General features: G+C 70.7%; 21 protein-coding genes. 16 read left to right on the top strand and 5 right to left on the bottom strand.

Features of this window, described 5'->3' with window-relative positions:
• The first annotated feature begins 46 nt into the window (after nt 1–46).
• The 7 genes from rsmD (at nt 47) to mutM (ending at nt 5,055) form a co-directional block, all read left to right on the top strand.
• Nucleotides 47–640: a 16S rRNA (guanine(966)-N(2))-methyltransferase RsmD gene (rsmD, locus tag ACWDVB_RS07665; RefSeq protein ID WP_451515770.1), complete on the top strand. Its 594-nt coding sequence runs from the start codon at nt 47–49 to the stop codon at nt 638–640.
• Between the two features lie 26 nt (nt 641–666).
• Nucleotides 667–1,146: a pantetheine-phosphate adenylyltransferase gene (gene coaD, locus ACWDVB_RS07670; RefSeq protein WP_451515864.1), complete on the top strand. Its 480-nt coding sequence runs from the start codon at nt 667–669 to the stop codon at nt 1,144–1,146.
• Nucleotides 1,147–1,257: 111 nt separating this feature from the next.
• The gene (locus tag ACWDVB_RS07675; RefSeq protein WP_451515771.1) at nt 1,258–2,340 is read left to right on the top strand and encodes a cell division initiation protein; all 1,083 of its coding nucleotides are present in this window, start codon (nt 1,258–1,260) and stop codon (nt 2,338–2,340) included.
• 104 nt (nt 2,341–2,444) lie between these two features.
• Nucleotides 2,445–3,125, top strand: coding sequence for a YceD family protein (locus ACWDVB_RS07680; RefSeq protein WP_451515772.1), 681 nt, complete (start codon nt 2,445–2,447; stop codon nt 3,123–3,125).
• 2 nt (nt 3,126–3,127) lie between these two features.
• Nucleotides 3,128–3,301: a 50S ribosomal protein L32 gene (gene rpmF, locus ACWDVB_RS07685; protein WP_026165248.1), complete on the top strand. Its 174-nt coding sequence runs from the start codon at nt 3,128–3,130 to the stop codon at nt 3,299–3,301.
• Nucleotides 3,302–3,308: 7 nt separating this feature from the next.
• On the top strand, nt 3,309–4,130 hold the full coding sequence (gene rnc / locus ACWDVB_RS07690) for a ribonuclease III (protein WP_451515773.1): 822 nt from the start codon (nt 3,309–3,311) through the stop codon (nt 4,128–4,130).
• Between the two features lie 64 nt (nt 4,131–4,194).
• A complete protein-coding gene (mutM, locus tag ACWDVB_RS07695; protein ID WP_451515774.1) occupies nt 4,195–5,055 on the top strand; it encodes a bifunctional DNA-formamidopyrimidine glycosylase/DNA-(apurinic or apyrimidinic site) lyase in 861 nt (286 codons plus the stop codon).
• On the opposite strand, the gene ACWDVB_RS07700 is transcribed toward mutM, so the two are convergent.
• On the bottom strand, nt 5,028–5,408 hold the full coding sequence (locus ACWDVB_RS07700) for a winged helix-turn-helix transcriptional regulator (protein ID WP_451515775.1): 381 nt from the start codon (nt 5,406–5,408) through the stop codon (nt 5,028–5,030). The genes mutM and ACWDVB_RS07700 overlap by 28 nt on opposite strands.
• A gap of 61 nt (nt 5,409–5,469) precedes the next feature.
• A complete protein-coding gene (locus ACWDVB_RS07705) occupies nt 5,470–6,366 on the bottom strand; it encodes a CAP domain-containing protein (RefSeq protein WP_451515776.1) in 897 nt (298 codons plus the stop codon).
• A gap of 164 nt (nt 6,367–6,530) precedes the next feature.
• Between ACWDVB_RS07705 and ACWDVB_RS07710 the strand changes: the two genes are divergently transcribed.
• From ACWDVB_RS07710 to ACWDVB_RS07725, 4 genes are all read left to right on the top strand, one after another.
• Nucleotides 6,531–6,812, top strand: a complete 282-nt coding sequence (locus tag ACWDVB_RS07710) for an acylphosphatase (RefSeq protein WP_451515777.1) — start codon at nt 6,531–6,533, stop codon at nt 6,810–6,812.
• Nucleotides 6,813–7,214: 402 nt separating this feature from the next.
• Nucleotides 7,215–7,418 carry a hypothetical protein gene (locus ACWDVB_RS07715; RefSeq protein ID WP_030787543.1) on the top strand — a complete coding sequence of 68 codons (204 nt, stop codon included), beginning with the start codon at nt 7,215–7,217 and terminating at the stop codon, nt 7,416–7,418.
• Nucleotides 7,419–7,633: 215 nt separating this feature from the next.
• Nucleotides 7,634–11,200: a chromosome segregation protein SMC gene (gene smc / locus ACWDVB_RS07720; protein ID WP_451515778.1), complete on the top strand. Its 3,567-nt coding sequence runs from the start codon at nt 7,634–7,636 to the stop codon at nt 11,198–11,200.
• A gap of 219 nt (nt 11,201–11,419) precedes the next feature.
• On the top strand, nt 11,420–12,844 hold the full coding sequence (locus ACWDVB_RS07725) for a sugar porter family MFS transporter (RefSeq protein ID WP_451515779.1): 1,425 nt from the start codon (nt 11,420–11,422) through the stop codon (nt 12,842–12,844).
• Between the two features lie 52 nt (nt 12,845–12,896).
• On the opposite strand, the gene ACWDVB_RS07730 is transcribed toward ACWDVB_RS07725, so the two are convergent.
• Together ACWDVB_RS07730 and ACWDVB_RS07735 are read right to left on the bottom strand one after the other, a co-directional pair.
• Nucleotides 12,897–13,889: an LLM class flavin-dependent oxidoreductase gene (locus tag ACWDVB_RS07730; RefSeq protein WP_451515780.1), complete on the bottom strand. Its 993-nt coding sequence runs from the start codon at nt 13,887–13,889 to the stop codon at nt 12,897–12,899.
• 114 nt (nt 13,890–14,003) lie between these two features.
• Nucleotides 14,004–15,461: a purine-cytosine permease family protein gene (locus ACWDVB_RS07735; protein ID WP_451515781.1), complete on the bottom strand. Its 1,458-nt coding sequence runs from the start codon at nt 15,459–15,461 to the stop codon at nt 14,004–14,006.
• Between the two features lie 197 nt (nt 15,462–15,658).
• Here ACWDVB_RS07735 and ftsY point away from each other — a divergent pair, with 197 nt between their 5' ends.
• A complete protein-coding gene (gene ftsY, locus ACWDVB_RS07740; RefSeq protein WP_451515782.1) occupies nt 15,659–16,891 on the top strand; it encodes a signal recognition particle-docking protein FtsY in 1,233 nt (410 codons plus the stop codon).
• Nucleotides 16,892–17,055: 164 nt separating this feature from the next.
• Here the strand turns inward: ftsY and ACWDVB_RS07745 are convergent, their stop codons facing one another.
• Complete coding sequence (locus tag ACWDVB_RS07745) at nt 17,056–17,718, bottom strand: bifunctional DNA primase/polymerase (protein WP_451515783.1); 663 nt, start codon at nt 17,716–17,718, stop codon at nt 17,056–17,058.
• A gap of 433 nt (nt 17,719–18,151) precedes the next feature.
• On the opposite strand from ACWDVB_RS07745, the gene nsdA reads away from it, so the two are divergent.
• The 4 genes from nsdA to ACWDVB_RS07765 all read left to right on the top strand — a co-directional run bounded on the left by nsdA (nt 18,152) and on the right by ACWDVB_RS07765 (nt 24,249).
• Entirely contained in the window at nt 18,152–19,624 is a 1,473-nt protein-coding gene (gene nsdA / locus ACWDVB_RS07750; RefSeq protein WP_451515784.1) for a transcriptional repressor NsdA, read from the top strand.
• 338 nt (nt 19,625–19,962) lie between these two features.
• Nucleotides 19,963–21,324 (top strand): ammonium transporter, encoded by a 1,362-nt coding sequence (locus ACWDVB_RS07755; protein WP_451515785.1) that lies wholly within the window; start codon nt 19,963–19,965, stop codon nt 21,322–21,324.
• Nucleotides 21,321–21,659 carry a P-II family nitrogen regulator gene (locus ACWDVB_RS07760; RefSeq protein WP_451515786.1) on the top strand — a complete coding sequence of 113 codons (339 nt, stop codon included), beginning with the start codon at nt 21,321–21,323 and terminating at the stop codon, nt 21,657–21,659. The genes ACWDVB_RS07755 and ACWDVB_RS07760 overlap by 4 nt, the downstream gene beginning before the upstream one ends.
• Before the next feature lie 70 nt (nt 21,660–21,729).
• The gene (locus ACWDVB_RS07765; RefSeq protein ID WP_451515787.1) at nt 21,730–24,249 is read left to right on the top strand and encodes a [protein-PII] uridylyltransferase; all 2,520 of its coding nucleotides are present in this window, start codon (nt 21,730–21,732) and stop codon (nt 24,247–24,249) included.
• Nucleotides 24,250–24,282: the final 33 nt, after the last annotated feature.

Here is a 24,282-nt window from a genome sequence, read left to right on the forward strand (position 1 = left end):
GCACGCCATATCGTGGGGGGACCACCGCCCAGCCAGAAGGACACAGATGACCCGCGTGATCGCCGGTGCGGCCGGCGGACGCCGCCTCGCCGTCCCGCCAGGGAACGGCACCCGCCCCACGTCCGACCGCGCGCGCGAGGGCCTCTTCTCCACCTGGCAGGCCCTCCAGGGCACGCTCGACGGGGCGCGCGTACTCGATCTGTACGCGGGCTCCGGCGCCGTCGGCCTGGAAGCCCTCTCCCGTGGCGCCGCGCACACCCTGCTCGTCGAGGCCGACGCCAGGGCGGCCCGCACCATCAGGGAGAACGTGAAGGCGGTCGGTCTGCCCGGCGCCGAGGTACGAGCGGGCAAAGCAGCCCAGATCGTCCAGCAAGGGACGCCCTCCACCCCGTACGACCTGGTGTTTCTCGATCCGCCCTACGCCGTCACCGATGACGATCTTCGGGAGATACTGCTCACACTCCGCTCGGAAGGCTGGCTCACGGACGACGCGCTCGTCACCGTTGAACGCAGTACAAGAGGCGGTGTCTTCGGCTGGCCGGAGGGTTTCGAGGCCCTCAGGTCCCGTCGCTACGGCGAAGGGACGTTTTGGTACGGTCGCGCCGCCTCTACGTGCGACGACTCAGTGATCGCGCCATGACCGGACCGGAGAGCGAGGGACTCACGTTGCGCCGCGCCGTCTGTCCGGGGTCTTTCGACCCCATCACCAATGGACACCTCGACATCATCGCCCGCGCCTCCAAGCTGTATGACGTGGTGCACGTCGCGGTGATGATCAATCAGTCGAAGAAGGGCCTGTTCGAGATCGAGGAGCGGATCGAGCTGATCCGCCAGGTCACCGCCGACTTCGGCAACGTGGAGGTCGAGTCCTTCCACGGCCTCCTCGTCGACTTCTGCAAGCAGCGCGACATCCCGGCCATCGTCAAGGGCCTGCGCGCGGTCAGCGACTTCGACTACGAGCTCCAGATGGCCCAGATGAACAACGGCCTCTCGGGCGTCGAGACGCTGTTCGTCCCGACCAACCCCACCTACAGCTTCCTCTCCTCCTCGCTGGTCAAGGAGGTCGCCGCCTGGGGCGGCGACGTCGCGCACCTGCTGCCGCCGGTGGTCCACGAGGCCCTCGTCGAACGCCTGGGCGAGAAGTGACCCACCCGCAGGTGTACTGACACCTCGTCACCAGCTGTCGGGCGGGCGTCCCCTGGCCTTACAGTCGTCCCGTCCGTCTCCCAACCAGCTGTAGAGAGTGGCGAGCACACGGTGGACGTGCAGAAGAAGATCGACGAGATCGTCCGGGCGATCGGCAGCGCCCGGTCCATGCCCATGTCGGCCTCGTGCGTGGTCAACCGCGCCGATCTGCTCTCGATGCTCGAAGAGGTGCGCCAGGCCCTGCCCGGCTCCCTCGCCCAGGCCCAGGAGCTGATCGGCGGCCGCGAGCAGCTGGTCGAGCAGGCCCGCCAGGAGGCGGAGCGGATCATCGAGGGCGCGCACGCCGAGCGTGGCTCCCTGATCTCGGACACGGAGGTCGCCCGCCGCTCCCAGGGCGAGGCCGAACGCATCCTCGCCGAGGCCCGCCAGGCCGCCGAGGAGGTCCGCGTCGAGGCCGACGACTACGTGGACAGCAAGCTGGCCAACTTCGAGGTCGTCCTCACCAAGACCCTCGGCTCGGTCGGCCGCGGCCGCGAGAAGCTCCTCGGCACCGGTCCCGGCCTCGACGAGCACGGCTACGAGGACGAGGACGCCCCCGAGCGCAGCCACGACCCCGAGACCCTGCGCCGCAACGCCGACGCGTACGTCGACGCCAAACTCGGCGCCTTCGAGGCGGTCCTCGCCAAGACCCTGGAGGCGGTCGGCCGCGGCCGCCAGACCCTGCACGGCCGGGCCCCCGCCGACGAGCTGGGCACCCTCGGCGAGGGCGCCACCACGCAGGGCCACACCACCGACGCCGAGTTCCTGGCGGACCTCGCGGACCCGGCCGCCGCCCCGGCACCCCCGCGGGTTCCGGCACCCCAGCAGGCCCCGCCTCCGCAGCAGCCGCCCCAGCCCCCGCCGTACGCCCCGCAGCAGCCGCCCCAGCAGCCCGACCCGTACGGATACCAGCAGCAGGACCAGTACGCGTACCAGCAGCCGTACGGCCAGCAGGACCCCTACGGGTACCAGCACCAGGACCAGCAGCAGCACCAGTACGGATACGCGCAGCAGAGCTACGAGCAGCCCCAGTACGAGGCACCCGCGGCGCTGGAGGAGGCCAGCCTCTTCGACACGACCATGATCAGCGCCGAACAGCTGCGCCAGTACGAGCAGGGGCGCCAGGAGAGGACACCGGGCCGGATTGGGCCGTGAGCGAAAGGTCCAGTATCCTGGCTCTTCGGTCGCGCATACGTCCGCGGCTCGGGCTGCCCGCCCCAGCGTCATGTGTGACGCATCGGTGAGGCGGCCCCCTCCTCATGAACTTCCAGGATTCGAAAGCAGGAAAAGCCCTGAGTGCTCGCCTTGACCACCGCAACCCTCTCGTGTTCGACACACACGAGCTGGGTCGGCGTCCCGGTGCGCTGCAGCGGCTCACCCGTGAGATCGAGGCGCCCGGTCCGCCGAGCGCCTTCGGCATCGAAGGGGTCATCGGAGTGCCGCAGGGCGCCCCGGTCCAGCTGGAGGTCCGCCTTGAGTCGGTCATGGAAGGGGTGCTTGTCACAGGCACCGCCCGTGCATCGGCCGAGGGGGAGTGCGTAAGGTGTCTGGAGCCGCTAGAGCTGCAGCTCGACGCGGATTTCCAGGAGATGTTCTCGTACCCTGACGCCGACGACCGGAGCCGCACCGCGGAACCGGCCGACGACGCCGAGGAAGACGAGGGCAGGCTCTATCTCGAGGACGGCATGTTCGACCTCGAGCCTGTGCTGCGTGATGCGGTGGTGCTCGCACTGCCGATGCAGCCGGTGTGCCAGGACGACTGTCCGGGCCTGTGCTCCCAGTGCGGGGCACGGCTCGCGGACGACCCGGACCACCACCACGACGCCGTCGACATTCGTTGGGCGGCACTGCAGGGACTCGCCGGGACCATCCAGGACGGCGAGAAGGACGAGATGAGCGGCGCCGGCGATGCGGGCGTCGACGAGAAGCAGGAGAAGTAGCCGTGGCTGTTCCGAAGCGGAAGATGTCGCGCAGCAACACGCGCCACCGCCGGTCGCAGTGGAAGGCTGCGGTCCCCACCCTGGTTTCGTGTGAGCGTTGCCAGGAGCCCAAGCAGCAGCACATCGCGTGCCCGAGCTGCGGCACCTACAACAAGCGCCAGGTCCTCGAGGTCTGAGCGGCTGGTGAGAGGCACCGTGTCTAGCCCCAAGAAGGCGGAAGACGCCAAGAAATTGGCGGAGACAACGGCCTCGTCCCACACGCTTCTGGAAGGGCGGCTCGGGTACAAGCTCGAGTCCGCCCTTCTGGTGCGTGCGCTGACCCACCGTTCGTACGCGTACGAGAACGGCGGCCTGCCGACGAACGAGCGTCTGGAGTTCCTCGGTGACTCCGTCCTCGGCCTCGTCGTCACGGACACGCTGTATCGCACCCACCCCGACCTGCCCGAAGGCCAGCTGGCCAAGTTGCGGGCCGCGGTGGTCAATTCGCGTGCGCTGGCGGAGGTCAGCCGCGGCCTCGAACTCGGCTCCTTCATCCGGCTCGGCCGGGGCGAAGAGGGTACGGGTGGCCGGGACAAGGCATCCATCCTCGCCGACACCCTCGAAGCGGTGATCGGCGCGGTCTATCTGGACCAGGGTCTGGACGCGGCGGGTGAGCTGGTGCACCGGCTCTTCGACCCGCTGATCGAAAAGTCCTCGAACCTGGGCGCGGGCCTGGACTGGAAGACCAGTCTCCAGGAGCTCACCGCGACGGAGGGCCTCGGCGTGCCCGAGTACCTCGTCACGGAGAGCGGCCCCGACCACGAGAAGACCTTTACTGCTGCCGCCCGCGTCGGAGGCGTCTCGTACGGCACCGGCACCGGCCGCAGCAAGAAGGAAGCGGAGCAGCAAGCCGCTGAGTCCGCGTGGCGCGCGATCCGCGCCGCGGCGGACGAGCGGATCAAGGCGGCGGAAGCCGCTGTCGCTGCCGCGCAGTCCGGGGGGATCGCCGACACCCCCTCGGTCTGACGGCCGTCTGTCCTTTGATGCCGGTCGCCCCCACGGGGCGGCCGGCATCGTGCTGGAGGAAACCATGCCTGAGTTGCCCGAAGTCGAAGTCGTCCGCCGTGGCCTGGAGCGCTGGGTCAGCGGGCGGGTCGTCGCCGATGTGCGGGTGCTGCACCCGCGTGCCGTGCGGCGGCATCTCGCGGGCGGTGAGGACTTCGGTGCCCGTCTGAAGGGGCACCGGATCGGGCTCGCCCAGCGGCGCGGCAAGTACCTGTGGCTGCCGCTCGCCGACTCCGGGCAGTCGATCCTCGCCCACCTCGGCATGAGCGGCCAGCTCCTGGTCCAGCCGCACGACGCCGCGGACGAGAAGCATCTGCGGATCCGCGTCCGCTTCGACGACGTCCAGAGCACCGAGCTGCGCTTCGTCGACCAGCGGACCTTCGGCGGGCTCTCGCTGCACGACAACACCGCCGACGGGCTGCCGGACGTCATCGCGCACATCGCCCGCGACCCGCTCGACGCCGCGTTCGACGACGACGCCTTCCACCTCGCGCTGCGCCGCCGCCGTACGACGATCAAGCGGGCCCTGCTCGACCAGTCGCTGATCAGCGGCGTCGGCAACATCTACGCGGACGAGGCGCTGTGGCGGGCCCGGCTGCACTACGAGCGGCCCACCGCCACCTTCACCCGCCCACGCACGGCCGAACTCCTCGGCCACGTACGGGATGTCATGAACGAGGCGCTCGCCGTCGGAGGCACCAGCTTCGACAGCCTCTACGTCAATGTGAACGGCGAATCAGGGTACTTCGAGCGGTCGTTGGACGCCTACGGCCGCGAGAACCTGCCCTGCCGCCGCTGCGGTACCGCGATCCGCCGCCGCCCCTGGATGAACCGGTCCAGCTACTTCTGCCCGAGCTGTCAGAGGGCGCCGCGTGTGGCGTCGTAACGCTCCTGCGCCTTCAGCACATCGCCCTGCCGGCCCTCCACGAAGCGGATGAGGGTCAGCAGCCGCTCGGCGATCTCCCGTCCCAGTTCGGTGAGCCGATAGTCCACGCGCGGCGGGTTGGTCGGCTGCGCGTCGCGGTGCACCAGGCCGTCGCGCTCCAGCGCGTGCAGGGTCTGGGAGAGCATCTTCTCGCTCACGCCGTCGACGCGGCGGCGCAGCTCGTTGAAGCGGAACGTGCCGTCGTACAGCGCGCCGAGGGTGAGCGCGCCCCAGCGTCCCGTGACGTGCTCCAGCGTGCTCCGCGAGGGGCACTGCCGGGAGAACACGTCGTACGCCAGGTCCGTGGAATCCATGCGGACACCGTACTCCCGCACAGCGCTGACCAGAAGTCAGCGCTGTGCGGGGGAGAGCGGCTCAGAAGCCGAAGTCCTGCGTCCACCAGGGGCCGCCCGGCGCGAAGTGCGCGCCGACGCCCATGGTCTTGTAGTCGCAGTTGAGGATGTTGGCGCGGTGGCCGGTGCTGTTCATCCAGGCGTCCATCACCGACTGGGCGTCGGCCTGGCCGCGGGCGATGTTCTCGCCGCCCAGATCCGGGATGCCGGCCTTCTCGGCGCGGTCCCACGGCGTCGCGCCGTCCGGGTCGGTGTGGTCGAAGAAGCCGCGCTCGGCCATGTCCGAGCTGAACCGGCCGGCCAGCGCGGCGAGCCCGCTGTCGGCGGTCACCGGGCGGCAGCCCACCTTGGCCCGCTCCTCGTTGACCAGCGTGAGCACCGCGGCCTCGGCCGCGCTCTCGCCGGACGGCGACGGCGTGCTCGCGGGGGGAGCCTTGGGCTTCTCCTCGGGCGGACGAGGCGTACGAGAGGGAGTCGGCTTTGACGTCCTGTCGGTGTCCGGCTTCGGCGCCCGGGACGACGGCTTCCGGGAGGGCGTCTTCGACGGCTTCGGGTCGGCCTTCGAAGGCGTGGGCTTCGGGGCCTCGGTGCGGCCGGTGCCACGGCTCGGCGACGGCTCACCGCGGTCGGCGCCGCCGCCCGAGCCACCCTGGGGGTCGACCTCGGCGGGAGCGCTCGCGGAGTGCGCCTTGCCGGGCTCGTCGGCGCGGTCGAGGCGGTAGCCGTCGCTGCCGGGCAGTACGCCCGAGGCGACCGCTACGGCACCCATCGCGACGGCCGCGGAGACGCCGAGCAGACCCGTGCGCACCGGGGCGTAGGCCCGGCCGGACCGGCCCCCGCGGCGGTGCGACACCGACCCCGGGTGGTTCTCAGGGGTGGCGGCGGCCCGCCCAGCGCCGGAGCGTCGGTGGCGTCCCATCTCCTGGCCTTTCGTTCTCCACGATCTTTATGATCGATTTCCGTGATCAACGTTTATGATCAACGTGACTCACCCATACGGGTGAGTTCATCGAGTCGCGACTGTACGCGATGGCCTATGGGGACGAAGTGCTCCCAGAGCAATTGGCCGGTTAGCGTGCACCCATGAATGAAGAAGTGCGACTCACCGCCTGGGTACGAGGGCGCGTACAGGCCGTGGGTTTCCGCTGGTTCACGCGGGCCAAGGCGCTGGAGATCGGCGGCCTGAGTGGTTTTGCTCTCAATCTGGAGGACGGCCGCGTGCAAGTCGTCGCCGAAGGGCCCCGCGCCGGCTGCCAGGAACTGCTCGACTGGCTTCGCGAGGGCGACACACCCGGCCGGGTCGACGGAGTCACAGAGATCTGGGACACACCACGTGGCATATACGAGACCTTCGCCATCCGCTGACCGTGACCCGGGCGGACGTCACCGGACGGGTCGCGCGACGGCCCCGTGCGGGTGTCTCAGGCAACTGCCTGGGGCAGAAAAGACCTGGTGGTTGCCAAGAACGGCTTGTCGTGGCAGGCTCCCCGAGTAAGGATGATCTCCACGCCCCCAGGGCCCCGAAGGAGAAGCCGCGCCGCCCGTTCGAAGGCCGCGCGCCCCCGGGCCGCCCGCCAATACGGGGCGTGATCGTGTTGACCGTCAAACTTTTTGGTGAGACTCTGGAAGCCCCGCGCACCTTAGCTGTTTGGCATGTGAGAACGGCCAGCAAGACCAGCAAAACAATGAGTGCCAAGCACCGCGGGTGCGATTCCCTCACGACCCACACCGCTTCGGTCGGTCACTCAGTGTGGAGGACCATCCATCATGGCAAAGGCGCTTCTCGGTTACGTCGGCGGCAGCGACCCGCGACTCCTCGCCGAGATGCGACGGCTCCAGCAGCGCGTCCAGGATCTGGAATCCGAACTCGTTCGGATCCAGCAGGAGAACGACGCGCTCGCGGCTGCCGCTTCTCACGAATCGCTCATGGAGAGCATCGACGTACCCCAGGCGGAGCCTGCGCTCACCTGACCACCACTTGATGAAGTAAGCACCGGGGCCTTCCCGTAAAGGCACCTCGCAATAAGCACGTGGTCAGGCTGTCCTGTCAGCCGCTGTCTCCAGATCTGCAAGGGACGCTTCGGCGTCCCTTCTTTCTTGCCCCCACGTACGCTGCTTCCTTTACCGTCTGATGTGCCCTGCACCTTCATCGGTGAAACGGCAAGCGAAAGGTAGAGTCCGACGGCGTGCATCTCAAGGCCCTGACCCTGCGCGGATTCAAGTCCTTCGCGTCGGCCACGACGCTGAAGTTCGAACCGGGCATCACCTGCGTCGTCGGACCCAACGGCTCCGGCAAGTCCAACGTCGTGGACGCGCTCAGCTGGGTCATGGGCGAGCAGGGTGCCAAGTCGCTGCGCGGCGGCAAGATGGAGGACGTCATCTTCGCCGGCACCACCGGGCGGCCCCCGCTCGGCCGCGCCGAGGTCTCCCTCACCATCGACAACTCCGACGGCGCGCTCCCCATCGAGTACGCCGAGGTCACCATCACGCGGATCATGTTCCGCAACGGCGGCAGCGAGTACCAGATCAACGGCGACACCTGCCGCCTCCTCGACATCCAGGAACTGCTCTCCGACTCCGGCATCGGCCGTGAGATGCACGTCATCGTCGGACAGGGTCAGCTCGACGGCGTGCTGCACGCCGACCCGATGGGGCGCCGTGCCTTCATCGAGGAGGCCGCGGGCGTCCTCAAGCACCGCAAGCGCAAAGAGAAGGCGCTGCGCAAGCTCGACGCCATGCGGGCCAACCTCGCGCGCGTCCAGGACCTGACCGACGAGCTGCGGCGCCAGCTGAAGCCGCTCGGGCGGCAGGCCGCCGTGGCGCGCCGGGCCGCCGTCATCCAGGCCGATCTGCGCGACGCCCGTCTGCGTCTGCTCGCCGCCGACCTCGTACACCTGCGCGAGGCGCTGAACGCGGAGGTCGCCGACGAGGCCGCCCTCAAGGAGCGCAAGGAGCACGCCGAGGCCGAGCTGAAGGCCGCCCAGCAGCGCGAGGCCCGGCTCGAAGAAGAGGTACGACGCCTCACGCCGCGCCTGCAGCGGGCCCAGCAGACCTGGTACGAGCTGTCGCAGCTCGCCGAGCGGGTGCGCGGCACCGTCTCGCTGGCCGACGCCCGGGTCAAGAGCGCCACCGCCGCGCCCCCCGACGAGCGGCGCGGACGCGACCCGGAGGACATGGAGCGGGAGGCCGCGCGGATCCGGGAGCAGGAGGCCGAGCTCGCAGCCGCCCTGGAAGCGGCCGAGCACGCGCTGGACGACACGGTCGCCCACCGGGCCGAACTGGAACGGCAGCTGGCGGTCGAGGAGCGGCGGCTCAAGGACGTGGCGCGGGCCATCGCCGACCGGCGTGAAGGGCTCGCACGCCTCGGTGGCCAGGTCAACGCGGCCCGTTCGCGCGCCGCCTCCGCCCGGGCGGAGATCGACCGGCTCGCCCTCGCGCGCGACGAGGCAGCCGAACGCGCGGTCGCCGCGCAGGAGGAGTACGAGCAGCTCAAGGCCGAGGTCGACGGGCTGGACGCGGACGACGCGGAGCTCGGTGAGCGGCACGACGCGGCCAAGCGGGACCTCGCCGATGCGGAGGCCGCGTTCACCGCGGCACGTGAGGAGGCGACCGCCGCCGAGCGCAAGCGGGCCGCGGTCGCCGCCCGGCACGAGGCGCTCGCCCTCGGCCTGCGACGCAAGGACGGCACCGGCGCACTGCTCGGCGCCAAGGACCAGCTCACCGGGCTGCTCGGCCCGGCCGCCGCGCTTCTCACCGTCGACCCCGGCTACGAGCTGCCCGTCGCGGCCGCGCTCGGCGCCGGGGCCGACGCCATCGCCGTGCAGGGTCCGAGCACGGCCGCCGAGGCCATCCGCCTGCTCCGCAAGCAGGACGCGGGGCGTGCGGCGCTGCTGCTCGGCGGCGCGCCCGACGACGTACGGCCGGAGCGTCCCGGCGGGCCGCCGTACGTCGCCGATCTGGTGCGGGGACCCGAGGAGCTGATGCCCGCCGTGCGGCGACTGCTGCGCTGGATCGTCGCCGTCGGGACGCTGGAGGACGCGGAGGATCTGGTCTACGCCCATCCGGAGCTGACCGCCGTCACCGCGGAGGGCGACCTGCTCGGGGCGCACTTCGCGCAGGGCGGGTCCGCCGGTGCGCCCAGCCTTCTGGAGGTGCAGGCGTCCGTCGACGAGGCCGCGGCCCAACTCGCCGAACTCGCCGTGCGCTGCGAGGAGTTGGCGCGGGAGCAGGAACGGGCGGGACAGCGGCGGAAGGAATGTGCGGCGCTCGTCGAGGAGTTGGGGGAGCGGCGCAGGGCCGCCGACCGGGAGAAGTCGTCCGTCGCCAAGGAGTTGGGACGCCTCGCCGGGCAGGCGCGGGGCGCCTCCGGCGAGGCCGAGCGGTCCGCCGCCGCGGCGGCCAGGGCGCAGGACGCCCTTGACCGGGCGGTGGAGGAGGCCGAGGAGCTGGCCGAGCGGCTCGCCGTCGCGGAAGAGGCGGCCCCCTGCGGGGAGAGAGGGGAGGAGGAGCCCGACACCTCCGTGCGCGACCGCCTCGCCGCCGACGGGGCCAACGCGCGCCAGACCGAGATGGAGGCCAGGCTCCAGGCACGTACGCACGAGGAGCGGGTGAAGGCGCTCGCCGGGCGGGCCGACGCCCTGGACCGGGCCGCGCGCGCCGAACGTGAGGCACGCGCGCGTGCCGAGCGGCGCACGGCGCGGCTGCGCCACGAGGCCGCCGTCGCCGAGGCCGTCGCCTCCGGTGGGCGGCAGCTGCTCGCCCACGTCGAGGTCTCCCTCGTACGCGCCGATGAGGAACGCGCCGCGGCCGAGCGTGCCAAGGAGGTACGGGAGCGGGAGCTGGCCGCCGAGCGTGGCCGGGGCCGCGATCTCAAGGCGGAACTCGACAAGCTGACGGATTCGGTCCACCGCGGTGAGGTACTCGGCGCCGAGAAGCGGCTGCGGATCGAGCAGCTGGAGGCCAAGGCGCTGGAGGAACTCGGTGTGGAACCGGCGGGACTCGTGGCCGACTACGGCCCCGATCAGCCCGTGCCGCCCTCGCCCCCCGCCGAGGGCGAGGAGCTGCCGGAAGACCCTGAGCACCCGCGGAACAGGCCGGTGCCGTTCGTCCGCGCCGAGCAGGAGAAGCGCCTCAAGTCAGCCGAACGGGCGTACCAGCAGCTCGGAAAAGTGAACCCGCTGGCCCTGGAGGAGTTCGCGGCGCTGGAGGAACGTCACAAGTTCCTCAGCGAGCAGCTGGAAGACCTGAAGAAGACGCGGACGGATCTCCTCCAAGTGGTGAAGGAGGTCGACGAACGCGTCGAGCAGGTCTTCACCGAGGCATACCGGGACACGGCCCGGGAGTTCGAGGGCGTCTTCTCGCGGCTGTTCCCGGGCGGTGAGGGGCGGCTCGTCCTGACCGATCCCGACAACATGCTCGCCACGGGCGTGGACGTCGAGGCCCGGCCGCCGGGCAAGAAGGTCAAGCGGCTCTCGCTTCTTTCGGGCGGTGAGCGGTCGCTGACGGCGGTGGCGCTGCTCGTTTCGATCTTCAAGGCGCGGCCCAGCCCGTTCTATGTCATGGACGAGGTCGAGGCGGCCCTCGACGACACCAATCTGCAGCGGCTCATCCGCATCATGCAGGAGCTGCAGGAGGCCTCGCAGCTCATCGTGATCACGCACCAGAAGCGCACGATGGAGGTCGCGGACGCGCTGTACGGCGTGGCCATGCAGGGTGACGGCGTCTCGAAGGTGATCAGCCAGCGGCTCCGGTAGCCGCCCGCGGCCGTACCTTCTACGTCTTCAAGACTTGAACATGAGCAGCCTCACGTTGCCTGAAAATTCACAGCAGACCAACTATTGACTTCGAAACTTGAAGGCATAGTCTCTGCAACGTTGCTTTTACCTTCAGGTGGTGGGCGGCACGAAGTTGTGCGCCACTTGAAGAGCTCGCCCCCACCCCCGGCAGTGCAGCCGGTGGCCCGAGGAGTACACGTGACCAGCACATCGCAGGCGCCTCAGTCCGGAGCCAGAGAGGCCCACCCGGACCATCTCGGCCATGTCATCTTCATTACGGCGGCCGCCGCGATGGGTGGCTTCCTCTTCGGCTACGACAGTTCGGTGATCAACGGCGCGACCGTCGCCATCCAGCACCGCTTCGACGTCAACGCCAACGTGCTCGGCTGGATCATCGCCACCGCGCTGCTCGGCTGTGCCGTCGGTGCCGCCGTCGCCGGACGCATCGCCGACCGCATCGGCCGCATCCGCTGCATGCAGATCGCCGCCGTGCTCTTCGCGGCCAGCGCCGTCGGCTCGGCCCTGCCCTTCGCGGCCTGGGACCTGACGATGTGGCGCTTCATCGGCGGCATCGGCATCGGCATGGCCTCGGTGATCGGCCCGGCGTACATCGCCGAGGTCGCGCCCCCCGCCTACCGCGGCCGGCTCGCCTCCTTCCAGCAGGCCGCCATCGTCATCGGCATCGCGGTCTCCCAGCTGGTCAACTGGGGCATCCTGAACATGGCCGACGGCGACCAGCGCGGCAAGCTGATGGGCCTGGAGGCCTGGCAGTGGATGCTCGGCGTCATGGTGATCCCGGCGCTCCTCTACGGCCTGCTGTCCTTCATCATCCCGGAGTCGCCGCGCTTCCTGGTCTCGGCCGGCCGGCACACCGACGCCAAGAAGGTGCTCGGCGAGGTCGAGGGCCACGCCATCGACCTCGACGCGCGCGTCGACGAGATCGAGCGGGGCCTGCACAGGGAGCACAAGCCGTCCTTCAAGGACCTGCTCGGCAAGGTCGGCTTCCTGCCGATCGTCTGGATCGGCATCGGGCTCTCGGTCTTCCAGCAGCTCGTCGGCATCAACGTGATCTTCTACTACTCGAACCAGCTGTGGCAGTCGATCGGCAAGGACCCGTCCAGCTCGTTCCTGTACTCGTTCGAGACCTCGATCGTGAACATCATCGGCACGGTCATCGCGATGATCTTCGTCGACCGCATCGGCCGCAAGCCGCTGGCCATCATCGGTTCGGCGGGCATGGCCGCGGCGCTGTTCACCATGGCGTGGGCGTTCTCGTACCGGACCGGCTCCGGTGACAGCGTCTCCCTGCCGAACACGCAGGGCCTGGTCGCGATCATCGCCGCCAACGCCTTCGTGCTCTTCTTCGCCCTGTCCTGGGGTGTGGTCGTCTGGGTGCTGCTCGGTGAGATCTTCCCCAACCGGCTGCGCGCCGCCGCGCTCGGTGTGGCCGCCTCGGCCCAGTGGCTCGCCAACTTCGCGATCACCAAGACCTTCCCGAGCATGTCCGAGTGGTCCCTGTCCGGCTCGTACATCATCTACGGCGCCTTCGCCGCGATCTCGATTCCCTTCGTCATGAAGTTCGTCAAGGAGACGAAGGGCAAGGCCCTGGAGGAGATGGGCTAAACCCCGCTGCCCCCTCCTCTTGAGGAAGCTGCCCCGGCTGAAGGACTCGTGCTCACTTGTCCTTGAGCCGGGGCAGTACGTTTTCGCAGAAGTGGTGCAGGCTGCGCCAGCCCTCGTCCACGGGCATCCCGCCGGCGAGCGGGTGCAGGATCAGGCTGCCGGTGCCGCCCTTCGCGTACGTCACGCACTCCTCCGGCGTCACGACGCGGTAGATGCCCTCCGCGCGCAGCTCGCCGACCGTGGTGGCCGTCGACTTCACCGCCGAGCGGATGGCCCCGTTCGACCGCGCCTGCCAGGAGGCGTACGTACGTGCCTCGTGCAGGAAGTGCTCGCCGTGCTCGGCCCAGGTGCGGTCGGGGTCGTCGGCGATGTGCAGCAGCGGGGTCTCGGCGGCGGGCATCATCGTCCAGCCCTCGGTGCCGTGCGCCGCGAGCTGTTCGTTGTAGTACGCCTCCAGGTCGGGCAGGTGCGCGCTCGGGAAGAACGGCAGGCCGAACCGGGCCGCGCGCCGGGCCGCCGCCTTGGAGGAGCCGCCGACCAGCAGCATCGGGTGCGGCTGGGTGAAGGGGCGCGGGGTCACGCGCACCGTGCGGTCGCGGAAGGTGAAGGGCTCACCCGTCCAGGCCTTGAGCAGCGTCTCCACCAGCTCGTCCTGGAGCTCGCCGCGGCGCTTGAAGTCGATACCCGTCCGCTCGTACTCCTCGGGCCGGTAGCCGATCCCCGCCACGGTGACCAGGCGGCCACCGCTCAGCAGATCGAGTACGGCGATGTCCTCGGCGAGCCGCAGCGGATCGTGCAGCGGGCCGATGACCGCGGACACCGTCACCGCGATCCGCCGCGTCGCGCCGAAGACCGCGCCCGCGAAGACCAGGGGAGAGGGCAGCCAGTTGTTCCCGGCGCCGTGGTGCTCCTCGGTCTGGATGGTGGAGATGCCGCGGTCGTCCGCGTACGTGGACATCTCCAGGGCGGTCTTGTAGCGCTCGCTCAGCGAGGCGGGCGTGGCCGCGGGATCGACGAGGTTGAACCGTACGACTGTGGTGGGCATGGAAACGTCCCCCTTCACCGTGCGTGGGCGGCGAAGGGGGACGTTAGTTGACGTGATGTCAGATTGGTAGCCTCGTACGGAAGTTGGGGCAGTCCGTACGGAAGTTGGCGAGGATCAGGCGGAGACCAGCTCGGTGTCGCCCTCGCCCTTGCCGCCGACAGCCGCGTCCTTCTCGACGAGCGGCGTCTTCGGCAGGACCGCGTACAGCACCGCCGCGACGACGATCGTGGCGAGCCAGCCCAGGCCGTGGCGGCCGATCCAGGACGTGGCGAGCGGGCCGCTGAACCAGTCGACCTTCGTGAAGAGCAGACCCGAGATCAGGGCGAGAGCCCACGCGGTCATGGCCTGCCAGGCGAAGCCCGCCTTGTACCAGTAGGCGCTGGTGCGCTTGGTGTCCATCAGGGCCTCGCCGTCGTACGTCGTACGGCGCAGCATGTCGACGCCGAAGACGCCGATCCAGGCGGAGAAGGCGACCGCGAGCAGCGTGAGGAAGGAGATGAACGAACCCATGAAGCTCGTCGCCACGTTCATCAGGATGTAGCCGAAGATCAGGCTGATGACGGCGTTCACGCTGACCGCCCACGCGCGCGGGACCTTGATGCCGAGGGTCATGGCGGTGAAGCCGGCGGAGTACATCGACATCGAGTTGATCAGCAGCATGCCGACCAGGGCCATGATCAGGTACGGCACCGCGATCCACGTGGGGAGCAGCGAGCCGAGGAAGGACACCGGGTCCTGCGCCGAGGAGAGCTTCGGCGCGGAGACCGCCATGACGGCGCCCATCAGGACCATCGGGACGACGACGATGCCGGCGCCCCCGATGGCGTGGCCGATGAGCGGCTTGTTCGAGGCGGTGCGCGGGAGGTAGCGGGTGAAGTCGGGGCCCGTGGGCACCCAGCTGATGCCGCCCGCGGCGATGGTGCCGACGCCCGCGATCATCATCGCGGTGGAGCCCGCGGGCTTGTCGAAGACGGCGGACCAGTCGGTCTCGGCGAGGAGGTAGACCAGCACGAGCACGCTGAACGCGCCGAAGGCGTACGTCGACCACGTGCTGCAGATGTGCAGGATCTTCCGGCCGAGGCCGCTGATCAGGAACGTACAGGTGACGAAGGCGACCAGGGTGACGACGGTCAGCCAGGTGCTTGCCTCGACGTCGAAGCAGATGTTCAGGACCGTGATGATCGCGTACGCGCCGGTGACGGCGTTGATCGTCTCCCAGCCCCAGCGGGCGACCCAGATCAGCGCGCCCGGGAAGAGGTTGCCGCGCTGGCCGAAGACCGCGCGCGAGAGCGTCATGCCGGGCGAACCGCCGCGCTTGCCCGCGATGGAGATGAGACCGACGAGGCCGTAGCTCAGCAGGGGCGAGACGAGCGCGACGACCAGGACCTGCCAGAAGTTCAGGCCGTTGGAGACGATCAGGCCCGCGCCCATGGTGAGCAGCAGCACGCTGATGTTCGCCGCTACCCAGGTGGGAAACAGTTCGCGGGTCCGGCCCGTGCGCTCGGCGTCGGGGACGGGCTCAAGGCCGCGCGTCTCCAGGGCGCCTTCGGATTCGGCGGTGGTACTGCTCATGGGGGTGGGTCCGTGCCTCTCGCTCGGCTCGCAACGTCGCGATCCGTCGGTGGGGGTGATTGCGATGGACTCTACGCGCGTTGATGCGGGACCTCTATCGTACTTTAATCTGAGTAGTACCTTCCGGTGGCATATGTTCTTTGGAGGAAGACACAATCTGGGCCTCCGGAAGGGCCATGGCGGATACTGGGTGAGTTATGGAAATCGTCATCCTTGCTGTAGTCATCGCCGTGGTCGTGATCGGCGCGCTCGGCGGGCTCGTGATCGGCAGCCGCAAGAAGAAGCAGCTGCCCCCGCAGGCCCCGTCCGGCACGCCCACCATCACCGCCCCTCCCGCCGAACCGCACGTCGGCGACGAGGCCGAGACGCCGCGCGACGAACCGCGCCGCACGATCGAGGAGGTGGAACTCCCGCTCGCCGAGCCGTCGGCCACGGCCCCGGTCGTCGTCGAGGAGCCGGTCGCCGAACCGGCCGCCCCGGAGATCGAGACCCCCGAGCCCACCGCCGGCCGCCTGGTCCGGCTGCGCGCCCGGCTCTCCCGCTCGCAGAACGCGCTCGGCAAGGGACTGCTCACGCTGCTGTCCCGCGAGCACCTCGACGAGGACACCTGGGAGGAGATCGAGGAGACGCTCCTCACCGCGGACGTCGGCGTCGCGCCCACCCAGGAGCTCGTGGAGCGGCTGCGCGAGCGCGTCCGCGTCCTTGGCACCCGCACGCCGGACGAGCTGCGCACGCTGCTGCGCGAGGAGCTCATCGCGCTCCTCGGCACGGGTTCCGGCACGGACTTCGACCGCACGGTGAGGACCGAGTCGGGCCTGGAGACGCCGGGCATCGTGATGGTCGTCGGTGTCAACGGCACCGGCAAGACCACCACCACCGGCAAGCTCGCCCGCGTCCTCGTCGCCGACGGCCGCTCGGTCGTCCTCGGCGCCGCCGACACCTTCCGCGCGGCCGCCGCCGACCAGCTGCAGACCTGGGGCGAGCGCGTCGGCGCCCGCACGGTCCGCGGCCCCGAGGGCGGCGACCCGGCGTCGATCGCCTTCGACGCCGTCAAGGAAGGCATCGCGGAGGGCGCGGACGTCGTGCTCATCGACACCGCGGGCCGGCTGCACACCAAGACGGGCCTGATGGACGAGCTCGGAAAGGTCAAGCGCGTCGTCGAGAAGCACGCCCCGCTCGACGAGGTGCTGCTCGTCCTGGACGCAACGACCGGGCAGAACGGCCTGGTGCAGGCGCGGGTCTTCGCCGAGGTCGTCGACATCACGGGCATCGTCCTCACCAAGCTCGACGGCACCGCCAAGGGCGGCATCGTCGTCGCCGTCCAGCGCGAACTGGGTGTGCCGGTCAAGCTCGTGGGCCTCGGTGAGGGCGCGGACGACCTGGCGCCGTTCGAGCCGGAGGCGTTCGTGGACGCGCTCATCGGAGACTGAGGGTTCGCACTCTCGTACGCACGCGAAACTCGTACCTACGGCAAACTCTCGTACGCGCGTGAAGAAGGGCCCCCTCGCATGGTGCAGGCGCGAGGGGGCCCTTTCGTCGCACGGTGCCGACGCGGGGCCCTTTCGTACGTACGTAGGTACGTTCGTCCGCCGCCCTACGCCCGTGAGCGATGAGCCACGTACGCCAAGGTCCCGAGGAGCAGCCGCGCCTGCGGTGGTTCCGTCGCCGAGTCGAGCGCGGGGCAGCGGAGCCAGCGGACCGGGCCGCGGCCGCCGCGGTCGGACGGGGGCGCCGTGATGTGATCGCCCGGGCCCAGGCCGTGCAGGTCGAGGGCGGGGTCGTCCCAGCCCATGCGGTAGAGCAGCCGGGGAAGTTCAGCGGCGGCGCCCGGGGCGACGAAGAACTGCGCCCGGCCGTCGGGCGTGACCGTCACCGGCCCCAGGGGAAGGCCCATCCGCTCAAGCCGGACCAGGGCGCGCCGCCCCGCGGTCTCCGCCACCTCGATCACGTCGAAGGCCCGCCCCACCGGCAGCAGCACGGCCGCTCCGGGGAACTCGGCCCAGGCCGCCGCCACTTCGTCGAGCGTGGCTCCGGCGGGGATCTCCGGGGCGAATCCCAAGGGGTGCGCGCCGGGTGCGGCGCAGTCGGTGACGCCGCACGAGCAGGCGCCGTCCAGGGCGCGGGCGCCCGGTACCGTGTCCCAGCCCCACAGGCCGGTGTACTCCGCCACTGCCGTGCAGTCCGACGGGCGGCCACGCCGCCTGGATCCGGTCCGGAGCTTTTCGGTCCCCCGGGTGCCGCCGATCGTGAAGCCCATGCCCCCTCCAACGGGTCGAGCGTGCCGCGGTTACGTGAAGGAATCGGAACGTGACCCTCTGTTCTTGAGACGGCGCTTGGTGGTCTCACGGGTGGTGCGCTCGGCGATATGCGCCCCGGCGCACTCCGTTCCGCCAGTTTCCGTCGTCCCGTGTCAAGTCAATCGCGTGTAGCGGGGCGGGAGTTCATACGAAGGGGTGGCGAATGGTGGCGTTTCCGGGATCGCCCTCGCGGGAGGGGTGATCGTGGGATTACGTTCAGTACACGGCCCTTGGATTTCGAGCACTCGTGGGTATGCCGGAGGCAAGTCGGTTTCCTGTTCGACGGGTGACATTCTCCGGACGGACGGCCGCAACAGGCGGCATTCTGTTAGGGCTTGAGGGAACGCGCGGCGTGGTCGGCGCGCACGTGTCGTGAAGGATGGGGGCGTTCCAGTGGGCGGCAGTGGCGGAAGCGGTATGAACGCTGAGAAGCGCCCCAACGAGATGCTCACGTCCTGGTTCGTGCGCAGCGGCTGGTCCAAGGGCGAGCTGGCGCGCCAAGTGAACCGCAGAGCACGGCAGCTGGGCGCCCACCACATCTCCACGGACACCTCACGGGTGCGCCGCTGGCTGGACGGTGAGAACCCCCGCGAGCCGATTCCGCGCATTCTCTCCGAGCTGTTCTCCGAGCGCTTCGGCTGCGTCGTCGCCGTCGAGGACCTGGGCCTGCGCGCCGCCCACCGCACACCCGCCTCCTCCGGGGTCGACCTGCCCTGGACCGGCCCGCAGACCGTCGCGCTGATCAGCGAGTTCTCGCGCAGCGACCTGATGCTGGCCCGCCGCGGCTTCCTCGGCACCTCGCTCGCGCTCTCCGCGGGTCCCGCCCTCATCGAGCCCATGCAGCGCTGGCTGGTTCCCTCGCCGGCGACGCCGCGCGAGGAGCCGGAGCCCGCCGCGATGCGCCGCCCGGCGCGTCTGTCCAAGCCGGAGCTGGACCTCCTGGAGTCCACGACGGTGATGTTCCGCCAGTGGGACGCCCAGTGCGGGGGAGGGCTCCGGCGCAAGGCCGTCGTCGGCCAGCTGCACGAGGTGACGGACCTGCTGCAGGAGCCCCAGCCCGAAGCGACCGCCAAGCGCCTCTTCAAGGTCGCGGGCGAGCTGGCCGAACTGGCGGGCTGGATGAGCTACGACGTGGGTCTGCAGCCCACCGCCCAGAAGTACTTCGTCCTCGCCCTGCACGCCGCGAAGGAAGCGGGCGAGAAGCCCCTCGGGTCGTACATCCTCTCCAGCATGAGCCGCCAGATGATCCACCTCGGCCGGCCGGACGACGCCCTCGAACTGATCCACCTCGCGCAGTACGGCAGCCGTGACTGCGCCGGCCCCCGCACCCAGGCGATGCTGTATGCGATGGAGGCCCGCGCGTACGCCAGCATGGGCCAGCCCGGCAAGTGCAAGCGGGCCGTCCGGATGGCCGAGGACACCTTCGCCGACGCCGAGGAGTTCGACGAGCCCGATCCGGACTGGATCCGCTTCTTCTCCGAGGCCGAGCTGAACGGCGAGAACGCCCACTCGTACCGCGACCTGGCCTACGTGGCGGGCCGCAGCCCCGCCTACGCCTCGCTCGCCGAGCCGGTCATGGAGCGCGCCGTGCGGCTCTTCGGGGAGGACGCCGAACACCAGCGTTCGTACGCCCTGAACCTCATCGGCAAGGCCACCGTCCACCTGCTCCAGCGCGAGCCCGAGCAGAGCACGGTGCTTGCCGGGCAGGCCCTCGACATCGCCAAGAAGGTCCGCTCCGAGCGGGTCAACACCCGCCTGCGCAAGACCGTCGACACCGCCGTACGGGACTTCGGGGACGTCGCCGAGGTCGTACAGATCACCGAGCGGCTCGCCATCGAGATGCCGGAGACCGCGGAGGCGGTCTGAGACCCGGCACGACCGGCTCCGGCCGCGGCGTCCATCCCGAACAACCCGACTCGGCTCCCCCCACGCCAAGTCATCCGGATGGCCGCCGCGGCCGGTTCGTGTGCCGTGCGCAGGGTAGGAAATCCCGCCCCGCGTGACCCGGCAGTTCATGGACGCGTAACACGTACGACCTCTTCGTCATTGCGGCGAAACACCGAGGGGCGCCCGCCGAAACCGCGCTGCGTCAATCTCTTGGCGCATAACCGGCCCACAGCCCCGACCTCCCCAGGAGCACGGGCCCCCTCGGTACCGCACAGGCTTCGCCCGCACGGGCCGCATACGACGACGAGGAGACGCCGATGCCCCCAGGCATCACGATCGCCGCAGACGCCCCCGAGCTGTCTGCCGCAAACACCGGGTTCATGCTCATCTGTTCCGCCCTGGTGATGCTCATGACGCCGGGACTGGCCTTCTTCTACGGAGGCATGGTCCGCGTCAAGAGCACCCTGAACATGCTGATGATGAGCTTCATCAGCCTGGGGATCGTCACCATCCTCTGGGTGCTGTACGGCTTCTCCGTCGCGTTCGGCACCGACCACGGCGGCCTCTTCGGGTGGGAGAGCGACTACGTCGGACTCAGCGGCCTCGGCATCAACCAGCTCTGGGACGGCTACACCATTCCGGTCTACGTCTTCGCCGTCTTCCAGCTGATGTTCGCCGTCATCACGCCCGCGCTGATCAGCGGCGCCCTCGCGGACCGCGTGAAGTTCACGGCCTGGGCGCTCTTCGTCGCCCTGTGGGCCACGATCGTGTACTTCCCCGTCGCGCACTGGGTGTGGGGCACCGGCGGCTGGGCCTTCGAGCTCGGCGTCATCGACTTCGCGGGCGGCACGGCCGTCCACATCAACGCCGGTGCCGCGGCGCTCGGCGTCATCCTCGTCATCGGCAAGCGCGTCGGCTTCAAGAAGGACCCGATGCGGCCCCACTCGCTGCCGCTCGTGATGCTCGGCGCGGCGCTGCTGTGGTTCGGCTGGTTCGGCTTCAACGCCGGGTCGTGGCTCGGCAACGACGACGGCGTCGGCGCGCTCATGTTCGTCAACACGCAGGTCGCCACCGCCGCCGCCATGCTCGCCTGGCTCGTCTACGAGAAGATCCGCCACGGCGCGTTCACCACGCTGGGCGCCGCGTCGGGCGCCGTCGCCGGTCTCGTCGCCATCACCCCGTCCGGCGGCTCCTGCTCGCCGCTCGGCGCCATCGCCATCGGCGCGATCGCCGGTCTGCTGTGCGCCATGGCCGTCGGCCTCAAGTTCCGGTTCGGCTTCGACGACTCCCTCGACGTCGTCGGCGTCCACCTGGTCGGCGGTGTCGTCGGCTCGATCCTCGTGGGCTTCTTCGCCACCGGCGGCGGGCAGTCGAAGGCCCAGGGCCTCTTCTACGGCGGCGGCCTGGAACAGCTGTGGAAGCAGCTGGCCGGTGTCGGCGCCGTCCTCGCGTACTCCCTGATCGCCTCCGCGGTCCTCGCCCTGCTCATCGACAAGACGATCGGGATGCGCGTCAGCGAAGATGACGAGGTCGCGGGCATCGACCAGGTCGAACACGCGGAGACCGCCTACGACTTCAGCGGCGCGGGCGGCGGCACCGTCCCGCGCACCCCTCTCCCGGGGCCGGTCCAGGGCACGGCGGCAGCGCAGGCTCAGAAGAACAAGAAGGTGGACGCATGAAGCTCATCACCGCGGTGGTCAAGCCGCACCGGCTCGACGAGATCAAGGAGGCCCTGCAGGCCTTCGGCGTGCAGGGCCTGACCGTCACCGAGGCCAGCGGATACGGACGCCAGCGCGGACACACCGAGGTCTACCGGGGCGCCGAGTACACGGTGGACCTCGTACCGAAGATCCGCATCGAGGTCCTCGTCGAGGACGACGACGCCGACCAGGTCCTCGATGTCGTGGTCAAGGCCGCCCGGACCGGCAAGATCGGCGACGGCAAGGTCTGGAGCGTCCCGGTCGACACGGCCATCCGGGTGCGCACCGGCGAGCGCGGACCCGACGCGCTGTGAACCGGCGCCGACCGGGCAGTGACGGGGCGGAACTGAGCGGAACTGAGCGGGACTGAACAGGAGCTGCTGGGTGACGAGTGTGGACGTACGAACCGAATCGGAAGCGGAAGACTCCGGACCCAGCGGCTACGCGGCGGCCCGGCTGCGGCTCCTCCAGGAGGAGTCGCGGTCCGGGCCGCCGCGCCGTTCCGCCCTCTCGGAGCTGACGGACGACTGGCTGGCCGGGCTCTTCCAGGCGGGCTCCGGCTCCCAGAGCGTGCCCCGGGGCGTCGCGCTCGTCGCGGTGGGCGGGTACGGGCGCGGGGAGCTGTCGCCGCGCAGCGACCTCGACCTGCTCCTGCTGCACGACGGGAACACGGACGCCACGCAGGTGGCCGCCCTCGCCGACCGCCTCTGGTACCCCGTCTGGGACCTCGGGCTCGCCCTCGACCACTCCGTGCGTACGCCGTCCCAGGCGCGCAAGACCGCCGGGGAGGACCTCAAGGTGCACCTCGGGCTCCTTGACGCGCGGCACGTCGCCGGGGACCTGGGGCTGACCGCGGGGCTGCGCACCGCCGTCCTCGCCGACTGGCGCAACCTTGCCCCGAAGCGGCTGCCCGAGCTGCGCGAGCTGTGCGAGGAGCGGGCCGCCCGCCAGGGCGAGTTGAGCCACCTCCTCGAACCCGACCTGAAGGAGGCAAGGGGCGGACTGCGCGACGCCACGGCGCTGCGGGCCGTCGCCGCCTCCTGGCTCGCGGACGCCCCGCGCGAGGGCCTCGCCGACGCCCGGCGCCGGCTGCTCGACGTGCGCGACGCGCTGCACCTCGCCACGGGGCGGGCCACCGACCGGCTCGCCCTTCAGGAGCAGGACCAGGTCGCGGCCGCGCTCGGCCTGCTGGACGCCGACACCTTGCTGCGCGAGGTGTACGAATCCGCTCGCGTCGTCTCCTACGCCAGCGACGTCACCTGGCGCGAGGTCGGACGGGTGCTGCGGGCCCGGTCCGTGCGGCCGCGGCTGCGGGCCATGCTGGGCGGCGGCCGGGGGGCCGTGGCCGAGCGGTCGCCGCTGGCCGAGGGGGTCGTGGAGCAGGACGGGGAGGTCGTGCTCGCCCGCGCCGCCCGGCCCGAACGGGACCCCGTCCTGCCGCTGCGGGCCGCCGCGGCCGCCGCGCAGGCGGGACTGCCGCTCTCCCTGCACGCCGTGCGTCGACTGGCCGCCTCCGTGCGGCCCCTGCCCACTCCGTGGCCCGCCGAGGCGCGCGAGCAACTGGTGACGCTGCTCGGCGCGGGGCGGCCGACCGTCGAGGTGTGGGAGGCGCTGGAGGCGGAGGGCCTCATCACGCAGTTGCTGCCCGACTGGGAGCGGGTGCGGTGCCGGCCGCAGCGCAACGCCGTCCACACGTGGACGGTCGACCGGCACCTGGTGGAGACGGCGGTACGGGCCGCCGAGCTGACGCGGCGGGTCGGGCGGCCCGACCTGCTCCTGGTGGCGGCGCTCCTGCACGACATCGGCAAGGGCTGGCCCGGGGACCACTCCGTGGCCGGGGAGATCATCGCGCGTGACGTCGCGGCGAGGGTGGGCTTCGACGCCGGGGACGTGGCCGTCGTCGCCTGTCTCGTACGGCACCATCTGCTCCTGGTCGAGACCGCCACGCGGCGTGACCTCGACGACCCGGCGACGGTACGGGGGGTCGCCGAGGCCGTCGGTTCCGTGGGGACGCTGGAGCTGCTGCACGCCCTGACCGAGGCGGACGCGCTGGCCACCGGGCCCGCGGCCTGGTCGGCGTGGCGGGGCGCGCTGGTCGCCGATCTGGTGAAACGGGTGGCGGCGGTGCTCTCCGGGGACGAGCCGGGCGAGGCGTCTTCGGAGGGGGCGGCGCCCACGGCCGAGCAGGAGCGGCTGGCGGTCGAGGCATTCCGTACGGGTGGGCCGGTGCTGGCTCTGCGGGCGCGGGCGGAGGAGTCTCCCGGAGAGCGGGAGCGGGAGCGGGAGCCGGCGCCGACGCCGGCGCCTGAGCCGCTCGGTGTCGAACTGCTCATCGCCGTGCCGGAGCAGACCGGGGTGCTGTCCGCCGTGGCCGGGGTCCTGGCCGTGCACCGGCTCACGGTGCGGACGGCGGAGCTGCGGGAGATCGCGCTGCCGTCCGGGATCGAGGGCGCGGCGGGCTCGGTGCTGCTGCTCGACTGGCGGGTCGCGGCGGAGTACGGCTCCTTGCCGCAGGCCGCGCGGCTGCGGGCCGATCTGGTGCGGGCGCTCGACGGGTCGCTGGACATCGCGGGGCGGCTGCGGGAACGGGACGCCGCGTATCCCCGACGGCGGGGAACCGTGGCGCCGCCGCCGCGCGTCACGGTGGCTCCGTCGGGGTCACGCCTCGCGACGGTCATCGAGGTCCGCGCCCAGGACGCGCCGGGTCTGCTGCATCGGATCGGGCGGGCGTTGGAGGCGGCGGGGGTGGTGGTGCGCAGCGCACACGCCTCGACGCTGGGCGCGAACGCGGTGGACGCCTTTTATGTGACGGGGCTGGATGGGGGGCCGCTGTCGGGGGAGGGGGCGGTGGAGGTGGCTCGGGGGGTGGAGGCGGCTCTGAGGGAGCTGGCGGGGGCGCCTTGAGCGGTGCCGTCTGCGCCTTCTCTCTGTTTGTGG

The sequence above is a fragment of the Streptomyces sp. NPDC003379 genome, assembly GCF_053589195.1.